The 12928-nt window shown below is 69.2% G+C and carries 11 protein-coding genes; 5 read left to right on the top strand and 6 right to left on the bottom strand.

What is annotated here, in order from left to right; translation table 11 throughout:
- The first annotated feature begins 151 nt into the window (after positions 1-151).
- The gene (locus AMIS_RS05935) at positions 152-1864 is read left to right on the top strand and encodes an IS1182 family transposase (RefSeq protein ID WP_014441294.1); all 1713 of its coding nucleotides are present in this window, start codon (positions 152-154) and stop codon (positions 1862-1864) included.
- A 271-nt stretch (positions 1865-2135) separates the two neighbouring features.
- Here AMIS_RS05935 and AMIS_RS05930 read toward each other — a convergent pair whose 3' ends face one another.
- The 3 genes from AMIS_RS05930 to hrcA form a co-directional block, all read right to left on the bottom strand.
- Complete coding sequence (locus AMIS_RS05930; RefSeq protein WP_014441293.1) at positions 2136-2870, bottom strand: 16S rRNA (uracil(1498)-N(3))-methyltransferase; 735 nt, start codon at positions 2868-2870, stop codon at positions 2136-2138.
- A 185-nt stretch (positions 2871-3055) separates the two neighbouring features.
- Entirely contained in the window at positions 3056-4192 is a 1137-nt protein-coding gene (dnaJ, locus tag AMIS_RS05925; protein WP_014441292.1) for a molecular chaperone DnaJ, read from the bottom strand.
- A gap of 34 nt (positions 4193-4226) precedes the next feature.
- On the bottom strand, positions 4227-5249 hold the full coding sequence (gene hrcA / locus AMIS_RS05920; protein WP_014441291.1) for a heat-inducible transcriptional repressor HrcA: 1023 nt from the start codon (positions 5247-5249) through the stop codon (positions 4227-4229).
- Between the two features lie 152 nt (positions 5250-5401).
- Between hrcA and AMIS_RS41485 the strand changes: the two genes are divergently transcribed.
- Positions 5402-5920: a DUF4870 domain-containing protein gene (locus tag AMIS_RS41485; RefSeq protein ID WP_083888571.1), complete on the top strand. Its 519-nt coding sequence runs from the start codon at positions 5402-5404 to the stop codon at positions 5918-5920.
- Here the strand turns inward: AMIS_RS41485 and hemW are convergent.
- Complete coding sequence (gene hemW, locus AMIS_RS05910; RefSeq protein WP_041829576.1) at positions 5913-7112, bottom strand: radical SAM family heme chaperone HemW; 1200 nt, start codon at positions 7110-7112, stop codon at positions 5913-5915. The two genes, AMIS_RS41485 and hemW, sit on opposite strands and share 8 nt — an antisense overlap.
- 27 nt (positions 7113-7139) lie before the next feature.
- On the opposite strand from hemW, the gene AMIS_RS05905 reads away from it, so the two are divergent.
- The 3 genes from AMIS_RS05905 to AMIS_RS05895 all read left to right on the top strand — a co-directional run bounded on the left by AMIS_RS05905 (position 7140) and on the right by AMIS_RS05895 (position 10532).
- The gene (locus tag AMIS_RS05905) at positions 7140-7877 is read left to right on the top strand and encodes an enoyl-CoA hydratase-related protein (RefSeq protein WP_014441288.1); all 738 of its coding nucleotides are present in this window, start codon (positions 7140-7142) and stop codon (positions 7875-7877) included.
- A gap of 54 nt (positions 7878-7931) precedes the next feature.
- On the top strand, positions 7932-8798 hold the full coding sequence (locus tag AMIS_RS05900) for a hypothetical protein (protein WP_014441287.1): 867 nt from the start codon (positions 7932-7934) through the stop codon (positions 8796-8798).
- Between the two features lie 93 nt (positions 8799-8891).
- Complete coding sequence (locus AMIS_RS05895; protein WP_014441286.1) at positions 8892-10532, top strand: PAS domain S-box protein; 1641 nt, start codon at positions 8892-8894, stop codon at positions 10530-10532.
- Between the two features lie 86 nt (positions 10533-10618).
- On the opposite strand, the gene AMIS_RS05890 is transcribed toward AMIS_RS05895, so the two are convergent.
- Positions 10619-10900 (bottom strand): GlsB/YeaQ/YmgE family stress response membrane protein, encoded by a 282-nt coding sequence (locus AMIS_RS05890; protein WP_014441285.1) that lies wholly within the window; start codon positions 10898-10900, stop codon positions 10619-10621.
- 84 nt (positions 10901-10984) lie between these two features.
- Positions 10985-12865, bottom strand: coding sequence for a translation elongation factor 4 (lepA, locus tag AMIS_RS05885; protein ID WP_014441284.1), 1881 nt, complete (start codon positions 12863-12865; stop codon positions 10985-10987).
- Between the last annotated feature and the right edge of the window lie 63 nt (positions 12866-12928).

Here is a 12928-nt window from a genome sequence, read left to right as displayed (position 1 = left end):
CCGGACCGGCTGGCTCATAGTGTTGCCCGAGCATGCTGCTGACAGCGCTGTTAACCAGCTCGCCTCGCCCGGCTGGTTAACAGTGCTGACCCTGATGGCTTATTCGGTGGGCGTGTCCGTTACCTATGGCCGTCGATGGAGTTATGTGGTCATGTCGATGCAGCCAAGGCCGTGGCCTGAGGTTCCGGAGCAGACTGCGCGGATGGCGCGGGCGGCGTTTCGGAAGGGGAATCTGGCGACGCGGATCCGTGATGAGTTGGGTCAGGTGTATGAGGACGGCCGGTTTGTGGCTGTGTTCGGGGTGCGGGGACGGCCGGGGATTTCTCCGGCGCAGTTGATGATCGTCAGTGTGTTGCAGTTCGCGGAGGATCTCACCGATCGGCAGGCCGCTGAGGCGGTCCGGGACCGGATCACCTGGAAATACGCGCTGGGTTTGGAGTTGGACGATCCGGGGTTCGATGCCAGTGTGCTCAGTGAGTTCCGGGCGAGGCTGGTCGATGGTGAGCTGAGCAGTCTGGCGCTGGACGCGTTGTTGCAGCGGCTGGCCGCGTTGAAGCTGGTCAAGGCCGCCGGTCGGCAGCGCACCGATTCCACGCATGTGCTCGCGGCGATCCGCCGGCTCAACCGTCTGGAGCTGGCCGGGGAAACGGTGCGGGCCGCGTTGGAAGCGTTGTCCGCCGCGGCGCCGGACTGGCTGACCACGGTGATCGACGCGTCCTGGCTCGACGTTTACGGCGCCCGGATCGACAATCTGCGGCTACCGGCCAGCCAGACCCGACGCGACGAACTGCTGCTGCAGTACGGCCGCGACGGCTATCACCTGCTCGATGCCGTGCACCAGCCGGACGCCCCGCCCTGGCTGGCCGAGATCCCCGCGGTCCAGGCGTTACGCCGGATCTGGATCCAGCAGTTCTGCGGCGACACCGACAGCAGCGGCCGGCGGGAGGTGCGACGGCGGGACCCCGCCCCCAGCGGGGACGGTGTCCCGCCGGCCAGAGACCGGATCGCCTCGCCGTATGAACACGACGCCCGTTACGCCACCAAACGCGGTAAGGCCTGGACCGGATACAAAGTCCACCTCACCGAAACCTGCGACCCACCCGAACCCCACACCGCCAGCGGCAGCACCGGACGCGGGGACCACCCGAACCTGATCACCAACGTGGTCACCACCGCAGCCAGCACCGCCGACAACGCGATGACCGCCACCATCCACCAGCAACTCGCCGACAAGAACCTGACCCCCGCCGAACACCTGGTCGACTCCGGCTACCCGTCCGCGCACCTGCTCGTCACCGCCGCCCGCGACCACGGCATCACCCTGATCGCCCCCCTGCTAACCGACAACTCCACCCAAGCCCGCGCCGGCAACGGCTACGACAAAGCCGCGTTCACCATCGACTACGACACCCACCACAGCGTCTGCCCCCAAGGCCACACCAGCAGCACCTGGACACCCACCCAATCCCACGGCACCGACACCATCATCGTCGCCTGGCCCCGACACACCTGCCAACCCTGCCCCGTCAAACCACTCTGCACCACCAGCGACCGCCGCAAAATCGGCCTGCAACCCCGCGACCTGCACGAAGCCGCCACCACCCACCGCACCCAGCAGAACACCAGCGAATGGAAAACCCGCTACCACACCCGCGCCGGCATCGAAGGCACCATCCGCCAAACCACCCACGTCACCGGCATCCGCACCGCCCGCTACCGCGGCCTGCCCAAAACCACCCTCGAACACACCCTCGCCGCCACCGCCATCAACATCATCCGCCTCGACCACTACTGGACCGGCAAACCCCTCAACCGCACCCGCACCACCCACCTCCAACGCCTCAACTTCACCCTCGCCGCCTAACCACCGAATAAACCAGCAGGGTCAGTGCTGCCTGGCATCCGATTTGTCCGCACTGAGCGCCAGCCGGCATCGGCGTTTCCAAGATCTGCGAGCCAGAGGACCGCAAGACGCCCCCAAGGGCCGCGAGGTGCCACCCGGGACCGCGAAAGCGCCACCCAGGACCGCGAGACGCGACCCACGGCGCGCCCGGACCCGGCGCGCACCCGGACCCGGCACGCACCCGCTCAGCACGCACCCGAACCCGGCGCCACCCAACCCCGGCGGGACCCGGCTACCAGCGGGTCAGGCGGGTGGACAGCACGGATAGGGCTGCGACGCCTGCGGTCGAGGTTCGCAGGACGGCGGCGCCCAGGCGGACCGGCACGGCGCCCGCATCCTCGAACGCCTGGAGCTCCGGGTCGCTGATCCCACCTTCCGGGCCGACCACCAGCATGATCTCCCCGGCGGACGGGAGCGGCACCTCGGTCAGCCGCGACGTCGCCTCCTCGTGCAGCACGAACGCCGCGGCGGATTCGGACAGGCGGGACGCCACCTGCTTCGTCGAGCAGTCCGGGTCGCCGGCCACCAGGGGAAGCCAGGAGCGGCGTGCCTGTTTGGCGGCTTCACGGGCGGTGGCGGCCCACTTGTCACGGGCCTTGAAACCCCGGTCGCCGCGCCACTGGGCGACCGAGCGGGACGCCGCCCACGGGACGATCTCGTCGACGCCGACCTCGGTCATCGCCTGGACGGCGAGTTCGCCGCGGTCGCCTTTCGCGATGCCCTGGACCACGACCAGCCGGGGGTCGGCTGCCGGCTCCTGCGAGCGGGATGTGATCGACACGTCGACGCTGCCCTTGCCGACGGCGCTGACCTCGGCTTTTGCGGAGCCGCCCCGGCCGTCGGCGAGGATCAGGGTTTCGCCTGCCCGGAGCCGCTGCACGGTGGCGGCGTGGTGGCCCTCGGGGCCGTCGAGCGTGAACGACGAACCGGCGGGGAGACTCTCGACCAGAAACAGCGGCGCAGACACACCGGAGACGCTACGGGACTGAGAGAAGAGGGGCGCAACCACTCACGCACGTCGCCCGGCGCGGGGAGCGTCAGCGAACCCGCGCCGGGCCCTCGGCGGGAGCGACGGTCTGAACCCATCCAACCGCCCCACCCGCCGCCCAAAAGCGGACTGAAGGCCGCCCCCCTGCGCTGCGACAAATGTCTTTAATGCCCGTTGAAAGCGTCACGCATCCGGGAGAAGAAGCCGCCCTGCTTGGAGAGCTCGGCAACGTCCTCGCCGCGGGTTTTCGCGAAGTCGCGGAGCATGCGCTCCTGGTCGACGGTGAGCTTGGTCGGCGTCTTGACGTCGAGGTGCACGAAGAGTTCGCCGCGGCCCTGACCGCGCAGGTGCGGGACGCCCTTGCCGCGGATGCGGAGCGTGCTGGCCGGCTGGGTGCCGGCCTTGACCTCGATGTTCTCCTCGCCGTCCAGGGTCTTGATGGTCATCCTGGTGCCGAGGGCGGCCGCGGTCATCGGGAGCGTGACGCGGCAGTGCAGGTCGTCGCCCTTGCGGGAGTAGACGTCGTGCGGGCGCTCGTGGATCTCGACGTAGAGGTCGCCGGCGGTGCCGCCGCCGGGGCCGACCTCACCCTGCTGGGCCAGCCGGATGCGCATGCCGTCCTCGACGCCCGCCGGAATCTTCACGGTGAGGGAGCGGCGAGTCCTTATCCGGCCGTCACCGGCGCAGGTCGGGCAGGGGGTTGGGATGACCGTGCCGTGACCCTGGCAGTTGGAACAGGGGCGGGACGAGACCACCTGGCCGAGGAAGGTTCGCTGCACCGACTGGACCTCACCACGACCGGAGCAGACCTCACAGGTGGCGAGGTGCGTGCCGGGGGCGGTGCCGGCGCCGGAGCACTGGGTGCAGAGGACCGCGGTGTCGACGGTGATCGGCGCCTCGACGCCGAACGCGGTCTCCACCAGGTCGAGCTCGAGGCGCAGGATCGCGTCGGCGCCGGGACGGGTCCGCGGGCGCGGGCCACGGGAGCCACCACCGGCCGCCGTGCCGAAGAACGCGTCCATGATGTCCTGGAAGCCGACGAAAGGTCCCGCTCCACCGGGGCCGGGAGCGCCGCCGCCACCGGGCGCGAGCGGGTCGCCGCCGAGGTCGACGATCTGACGCTTCTGGTCGTCCGAGAGAACCTCGTAGGCCGCGTTGATCTCTTTGAACTTCTCGTGCGCCTCGGGGTCCGGGTTGACGTCGGGGTGGTACTGCCGAGCCAGTTTGCGGTAGGCGCGCTTGATCTCGTCGTCGGTGGCTTCCCGGCTCACGCCGAGAATTCCGTAGTAGTCCTTGGCCACGGGGTTTGGAGTCCTCAATGTCTGCGCGAATCCGTCAATTCTGTGCCAACAGGTCGCCAACGTACCGTGCCACTGCACGAACAGTAGCGATGGTGCCCGGGTAATCCATGCGGGTGGGCCCCAGAACACCGAGCCCACCAACGATCGTCGCACCCGGCCCGTAACCGCTGCTCACCACGGACGCGGACCGCAGGTTGTCGATCTCGTTCTCGTCGCCGATCCGGACCCGGGTGGTGCTCGGCTCCAGGTCGCCGATCAGCTTCAGCAAGATGACCTCTTCCTCGAGGGCTTCGAGGACGGGGCGCAGCGTGCCCTGGAAGTCCAGCACACCACCGCGGGTCAAATTGGCAGTACCGGCAAGCGCGAGGCGCTCCTCACTCCGCTCGACGAGCGTCTCGAGCAACACCGAGGCGAGACACGCCATCGTCGGGCGACGATCCGGAGCCGTCTCGTCGACGAGTTTCTGCACCAGGACCGGGGTGTCGGCGAGTTTCTGACCGGCCAGCTTCTCGTTCACCCGGCGGCGCATCTCCCACACGTCGTCCGGCGCGACCGGACCCGGCATCTCGACGAGCCGCTGCTCGACCCGCCCGGTGTCGGTGATCATCACGAGCGTGAGCCGGGTCGTGGAGATCGGCACCAGCTCGAGGTGACGGACCGCGGAGCGGGAGAGACTCGGGTACTGAACGACGGCGACCTGGCGGGTCAGCTGCGCCAGCAGCCGGACCGTGCGGTGCACCACGTCGTCGAGGTCGACGACGCCCACCATGAATCGCTCGATCGCGCGGCGCTCGGCCGGGCTCAGCGGCTTGATCCTGGTGAGCCGGTCGACGAAGAGACGGTAACCCGCGTCGGTGGGCACCCGGCCGGCACTGGTGTGCGGCTGCCGGATGTAACCCTCCTCCTCGAGGACCGCCATGTCGTTGCGCACGGTGGCCGGGGAGACGCCCAGTTGGTGCCGCTCGACGAGAGCCTTGCTGCCAACCGGCTCGCGGGTCTCGACGTAGTCCTGGACGATTGCCCGGAGCACCTCGAGCTTGCGGTCATCGAGACTCATATGACCCCTCCCCCTGTTGGCACTCCCGAAGACAGAGTGCCAGTCTACGTCGCCCGCGGCGGCAACGCGATGATCGAAAGTACGTAGGCTTCTCAGATCTTGAGCGGCGGGGCGGCCACGACCGGGTCGATCAGCGGCCTTAGCGTGGACATATGACCGAACCTCCTCGCCCGCCCGAGGGAAATGACCCCTATGGGCAGGTTCCTCCGCCCGGATATCAGCCCCCGCCCGGATATCAGCCCCCGCCTCCGCCCGGATACGGCCCGCCGCCCGGCTATCCGCCGCCGCAGGACTACGGCTACGGGTACGGCGGCTACCAGCAGGCCCCGTCCAGCGAAGACCGCACCTGGATCGTGCTGACCCACTTCATCAGCGCCCTCGTCGCGTTCCTCAGCAGCGGCGTGCTCGGCTGGATCATGCCGTTGATCAGCCTGCTCTCCCAGGGCTCCCGCTCGCCGGCCGTGCGCGCCGAGGCCGTGCAGGCGCTGAACTTCCAGATCCTCTGGTCGGTGCTCACGATCGTCGGCTGGGTGCTCACCTGCGTCCTGGTGGGCTGGCTCGTCATCCTGGTCACCTGGCTGATCGCCTGGATCGTCCCGCTGATCGCCGGCATCAAGGCGACCAGCGGCCAGCCCTTCCGTTACCCGATGAACGTCTCGATCATCAAATAACGTCGCGGATCACCGCGTCGGCCAGCAGACGGCCCTTCAGGGTCAGCACCAGCTGCCCCCGGTTGTGTGCGCCCTTGTCGAGCAACCCGCCGGCAAGGGCGCGCGCCGCTGCGGGCGCGTCCACCCGGTCGAGCGGGATGCCGTCACGCAGGCGGACCCGGAGCATCACGTCCTCCATGTGCCGGTCCTCCTCGGTGAGGACCTCCCGGGCCAGGCCCGGCGACTCGCCGCCGGCGAGCCTTTTCGCGTACGCCGACGGGTGCTTGACGTTCCACCAGCGGACCCCGCCCACGTGGCTGTGCGCGCCCGGCCCCAGGCCCCACCAGTCGGCGCCGGTCCAATACAGCAGGTTGTGCCGGCACTCGCCGCCCGGCTTGGCCCAGTTGGACACCTCGTACCACCCGAAGCCGGCCGCGGTGAGCGCCGCCTCGGCCGCCAGATAGCGATCGGCCGCCACGTCGTCCTCCGGGAACGGCAGCTCCCCCCGGCGCATCCGGGTCGCCATCCGGGTGCCGTCCTCGACGATCAGGGCGTACGCGCTCACGTGGTCGACGCCGGCCTCGATGACGGTCTTCAGCGATTTCTCGAAGTCGTCCGGGGTCTCGCCCGGGGTGCCGTAGATCAGGTCGAGGTTGACATGCTCGAAGCCGGCTTCGCGGGCCTCCAGGGCGGCCTGCGGCGCCCGGCCGGCGGTGTGCCTGCGGTCGAGGACGCGCAGGACGTTCTCGGCGGACGACTGCATGCCCAGCGAGATGCGGGTGAAGCCCGATCGCCGCAGCGTCTTGAGATACGCCAGATCGACGGATTCCGGGTTCGCCTCGGTGGTCACCTCGGCGCCGGCCGCCAATCCCCAGGTACGGTCGATGCCCTCCAGGATCCGAGCAAGATCATCCGCCGGGAGCAGCGTGGGCGTGCCCCCTCCGACGAAGACGGTGTCGACCATCTTCGGCTGGACGACCCGACCGGCGAGGGACAACTCACGCAGAACGGTCTCGGCGTACTCGTCACGGCTCGCCCCGCCGCCCAGCTCGCTCGCCGTGTACGTGTTGAAGTCGCAGTACCCGCAGCGGCTGGCACAGAAGGGGACGTGAACGTAGACGGCGAACCCGTTCTCGCCCACTCGCCGGGTCGCTTCAGCGGGAAGTGAGCCGTCGGTGGGTACGGGTTCGCCATCGGGGAGTGCGCCTGCCATCGGTCAAGCGTAGTTAAGGTTCCGGGCATGGATCCGGTCCGCACCCTGACTCTGGACAACCCCGGCAGCCGCAACGCGCTCTCCACCGCCGTGCTGCGCGGAATGCTCGACGACCTGGCCACGGCCGCCGCCGATCCGGCGTGCCGGGTGATCGTCCTCTCCCACACCGGCCCGGTCTTCTGCTCGGGCGTCGACCTGAAGGAGACCGCCGAGGCGAAACCCGGCGACAAACTCCCCGCCGAGCTGCTCGCCGACGTGCTCGCCGTGCTCTGGGAGTTCCCCAAACCGGTGGTGGCGCGGATCGCCGGCCCGGCACGCGCCGGCGGTCTCGGCCTGATCGGCGCGGCCGACATCGCGGTCTGCTCGGCCGACGCGACGTTCGCCTTCACCGAGGTACGCCTCGGCGTGATCCCCGCCGTGATCAGCTCCACCGTGCTGCCCCGGCTGGCGCCCCGCGCCGCGGCTGAGCTCTATCTCACCGGCGACGTCTTCGACGGGACACGAGCCGCGGAGATCGGCCTGGTCACCGCCGCGGTTCCGGCGGATCGCCTGGACGATGCCGTGGCCGGCTACTGCGCGTCCCTTCTGCGCGGCGGCCCGCTGGCGCTGGCCGGGACGAAACAATTGCTCCGGCGTACGCGAAACGAGTCGATCCGGGCCGAACTGGCAGATCTGGCGCACCGCTCCGCCGGATACTTCAAGTCCGAGGAGGGACGCGAGGGCGTCACCGCGGCACGGGAGAAGCGAGACCCCTACTGGATCTAGAAACGTGGGGTTCGGGCGTTCGTTGTTTACGCTTGGCGGCCGACGACAGAGGAGGTGCGGGTGCGCAAGAAGCCGATCGTCGGCGGGATAGCCCTGCTGGCCCTCCTCGGCGCTCTGGGCGTTTTCGTGGCGCTACGCAGCGTCGTGACCAGCATCAAGCTGCCGCAACTGGGCCCCGAGTGCACGGTCCGCGCCGACGGTGAGGTCACCCTCGACTCGGTCCAGATGGCCAACGCCGCGACGATCGCCGCGGTCGGCGTGCGGCGCGGGATGCCCGAGCAGGCCGTGATCGTGGCGCTGGCGACGGCGTTCCAGGAGTCGAAACTGGAGAACCTGGACGACGGCGACCGGGACTCGGTCGGCCTCTTCCAGCAGCGGCCCAGCCAGGGCTGGGGCACGTTCGAGGAGATCAAGGACCCGAGGTACGCGGCGGGCAAGTTCTACTCCGCCCTGAAGAAGGTGAAGGGCTGGGAGGAGATGCGGGTCACCGACGCCGCGCAGAAGGTGCAGCGCTCGGCGTACCCGGAGGCGTACCAGAAGTGGGCCGACGAGTCGCGGGTGCTCGCCGCCGCGCTGACCGGCCGGGCCACCGGCGCGGTCGAGTGCCGGTACACCGGCACGCCGGCGGTGCGCGGCGCGGAGGCGGCCACCGCCCTGCTCGCCAGTCTCAAACTGGACTGGGGCAAGAAGCTGCCCAACAAGTCCGCCGCCACCGACACGGCCGGCGTGATCGTGGACGTCGCCAGCGCGGACACCGGCTGGCGGTTCGCGCACTGGCTGGTCTCGCACGCCGCGGTGAGCGGCCTCGAACGGGTACGTTTCGACGACCTCGAGTGGCACGCCCCGGAGGGGAAGTGGCAGCCGGTGACGGACGGCAGCACCACCAGCACCGGTCAGGTCGTCGCCGAGGTCTTCCGGTGAAATTATCGGTGACCCGGCGTAATTTTTCGGACGTATTGCGCTGCGTATACATCGACATGGACAGTCCGCAACCGCCCTGGTACTAAGTAGAGCGTGTTGAGGGCGATCGAGTGGATCCTGCTGGGAGCAGGCAGCGTCGCCGCGATCCTCTACGGCGTGCGGCGGCACCGTCCGGTCCGGCGGGCGCCCTGGTTCCTCCTCGCCGGCGCCTGCGCGTCGCTCAGCGTCGGCGACGTGCTGTACGCCTACGACCGGATGGACCTCGCCGAGGTGGCCTACCTCGCGATGTTCCCGCTCGTCGTGGTGAGCCTGCTCCAGTTCACCCGGGACGGCTCGGTGCTGGCCAACCGGGCCCGCCTGATCGACCTGCTCGCGTTCTCCTGCTCGACGCTGCTGGTGGTCTGGGCCTTCGTGATCGGGTCGGCCGGGCAGCTCGGCGCGGTCAGCGCCGCCGACGTGATCGGCGGCCTGCTCCTGGTCGGCGTCGCCGTCCGGCTGGTCGTCGCCGACCGCCGCAACGTCGCCGCGATCATGCTGCTCACCGGCTCACTCGGCCTGCTCGCCGGGGACATCGGCTATCCGCTCACCGGCGGCTCGGCAGCCGCCGAGTCCGCGTTCATCGTGCTCTACCTGGGCTGGGGACTCTCCGCGCTGCATCCGTCGATGGTCCGGCTCACCGAGCCGCGCCCGGCCGAGCTCACCCCGTGGCGGGTCCACTGGACGCTGCTGCTCGCCGCCTCGGCCGCCACTCCCCCGGCGGTGCTGCTCATCGAGGCGCTCACCGGTGAGGTGCGCGACGGAGTGGTGATCGCCGTGACCGGCGCGATCACGCTGCTGCTCACCATCACCCGGCTGGCCGACGCGATCCGTCAGCACAGCGCCGCGCTGAGCCGGGAGCGCGGACTGCGTACCGCGAACACCGCCCTGGTCGCGGCGGCCGACCCGCCGGCCGTGGACGCCGCCGTTCGGGCCGCGATCACCGGGCTGGTGCCGCCCGGCTCGGTGAGCCGGGTGGTGCTCGCCACCGACGACGGCCGGCTCGCCGCCGAGTGCGTGCCGCCCGCGCCCACCGGCGCCGGTTCCCGCAGCTGGTTCGCCGCGGCCGCCGAGCCGGACGAGTGCGTGCTGGTCTGCCCGTTGCGGCTGGAACCGCTCGCGGTGGCCCGGCCGAGCGGCGGCGCGCTCATCCTGACCGGCCGCAAGGAGGCGCTCGTCGCCTGCCGGGACACGCTCGAGGTGCTCGCCGGCGAGGCCGCTCTCGCCCTGGACCGGATCACCCTGGTCGCTGCGATCGGCCGCCGGGACAGCGACCTCTACCTGCGCGCCGTCATCCGCAACACCGCCGAGATCATGGCGGTGGTCGACTCCGACCATCGGATCCGCTATGCCAGCCCGGCTCTGCGCGACCTGCTCGGCGGCGACGATCTCCCGCCGCTCACCGCCCTCGACGAGCTGGTCCATCCGGACGACCGCGAGATGGTACGGGCGAGACTGCGCTCCCACGGCGACGGCAGCGTGTGCTGTGCCCTGCGCCGATCGGACGAGACTCAGGCGTTCGTCGAGATGACCTACCGGGATCTGCGCGACGACCGGCTCGTCCAGGGACTCGTCGTGACCATGCGGGACATCACCGACCGGCACGACCCATTCGAACAGATGCCGCATTCCGATCACGTCGGCGATCTTCCGGCCTGGGTGAATCGGCGCAGCGCCCAGCACAAATTCCGATATTGAAAACGCTGTGGAACGGCCGAATGCCGGACCCCGGGGGTTGGGTCCGGCATTCAAGCCTGTGTGTTCCTGTGGTGCTTTCCCGATGATTACCGGGTCAGGCGGCGACGGCCACCGACACCGGCGACCAGAGCCACACCGATGGCGGCCAGAACCACCTGGAAGAAGAACTCGATCCAGTCGAAGCCGGCCGTGTCAGCGACACCGGCGGCACGGGCGATGACCGTGCCGAGCAGGGCGGCGACCACACCGACAACCATCGTCAGCCACAGCGGGATGTTCTGCTTGCCCGGAACCACGAGCCGGCCGAGGGCACCGATGACCAGGCCGACGATGAGGGCAACGATGATGCCGGTGAGCGTGAACTCCATGGGAATCCTCCTCGGGGGGGGTAAAACTCTGTGTTGCGTCCGTCGAGCCCCAGAGTTCCCGACCCCCCGAGAAATCAAACCGCCCTATTTTTTTGTTGTCCCCTTGGTGTCACCGGACTCCGAGGTGGACAGCGCGGCGATGAAGGCTTCCTGCGGAACCTCCACCCGGCCGACCATCTTCATCCGCTTCTTGCCTTCCTTCTGCTTCTCGAGCAGCTTGCGCTTACGGCTGATGTCACCGCCGTAGCACTTCGCCAGCACGTCCTTGCGGATCGCGCGGATCGTCTCGCGGGCGATGATCCGGCTGCCGATGGCGGCCTGGATCGGCACCTCGAACTGCTGCCTCGGAATCAGTTTCTGCAGCTTGGCGGCGATGCTCGTGCCGTACGAGTAGGCCTTGTCCTTGTGCACGATCGCGCTGAACGCGTCCACCGGCTCACCGTGCAGCAGGATGTCGACCTTCACGAGATCGGCCACCTGCTCCCCGGAGGGCTCGTAGTCCAGCGACGCGTACCCCTTGGTCTTGCTCTTCAACTGGTCGAAGAAGTCAAAGATGATCTCGGCGAGGGGCAGGGTGTACCGCAGTTCCACCCGTTCGGTGGACAGGTACTCCATGCCCAGCAGGTTGCCGCGGCGGCTCTGGCACAGCTCCATGACGGCGCCGACGTACTCGTTCGGCACCAGGATCGTGGCACGCACCACCGGCTCGTGGATCTCGGCGATCTTGCCGGCCGGGAACTCGCTCGGGTTCGTCACGGTCATGACGTTCCCGTCCTCGGTCATCACCTGGTAGACCACGTTCGGCGCGGTCGAGATCAGGTCGAGGCCGAACTCCCGCTCCAGCCGCTCTCCGATGATCTCCAGGTGCAGCAGGCCCAGGTAACCGACGCGGAAGCCGAAGCCGAGCGCCGCCGAGGTCTCCGGCTCGTAGGTGAGAGCCGCGTCGTTGAGCTTCAGCTTGTCCAGCGCGTCACGCAGCGCCGGGTAGTCCGAGCCGTCGATCGGGTAGAGGCCCGAGTAGACCATCGGCTTCGGATCCTTGTAGCCGCCGAGAGCCTCCTTGGCCGGCCGCGAGTTGCCGGTCACCGTGTCACCGACCCGCGACTGGCGGACGTCCTTCACGCCGGTGATCAGGTAGCCGACCTCGCCGACGCCGAGCGCGCCCGCCTTCTCCATCTCGGGAGACGCGACGCCCAGCTCCAGCAGCTCGTGCACGGCGCCGGTGGACATCATCTTGATCCGGTCCCGGGCCTCGATCCGGCCGTCGATCACCCGGACGTAGGTGACCACGCCCCGGTAGACGTCGTAGACCGAGTCGAAGATCATCGCGCGGGCCGGGCCGTCCGGGTCACCGACCGGCGGCTTGAACTGCCGGACGATCTCGTCGAGCAGGTGGTCCACGCCGACGCCGGTCTTGCCGGAGACGCGCAGCACGTCGGTGGGCTCGCAGCCGATCAGCTTGGCGAGCTCCTCGGCGTACTTCTCCGGCTGCGCCGCCGGCAGGTCGATCTTGTTGAGCACCGGGATGATGTGGAGGTCGTTCTCCATCGCCAGGTACAGGTTCGCCAGGGTCTGCGCCTCGATGCCCTGCGCGGCGTCGACCAGCAGCACGGCGCCCTCACAGGCGGCCAGGCTGCGGGACACCTCGTAGGTGAAGTCGACGTGCCCCGGGGTGTCGATCATGTTGAGGACGGCGGTGTCGCCCTGCCTGTCGCCCTCCCGGACGGTCCAGGGCATGCGCACGGCCTGCGACTTGATGGTGATGCCGCGCTCGCGCTCGATGTCCATCCGGTCGAGGTACTGAGCGCGCATCTGACGCGGGTCGACCACCCCGGTGATCTGCAGCATCCGGTCGGCCAGCGTCGACTTGCCGTGGTCGATGTGGGCGATGATGCAGAAGTTGCGGATGCGGCCGGGATCGGTCGATCCGATCACGTTCACGCCGGGGTCGAGCGGTCCAGGCACGGTCTTCCGTTCTTCTCGAGCTTGGTGTCGCGGTCTGGGCGGATCGCCCGGCCCACGCTCAGT

The organism is Actinoplanes missouriensis 431 (assembly GCF_000284295.1).
In the GTDB taxonomy this organism is placed as follows: domain Bacteria; phylum Actinomycetota; class Actinomycetes; order Mycobacteriales; family Micromonosporaceae; genus Actinoplanes; species Actinoplanes missouriensis.
Note: the sequence above shows the minus strand (reverse complement) of the source record. Positions and strands in the feature narration are given on the sequence as shown.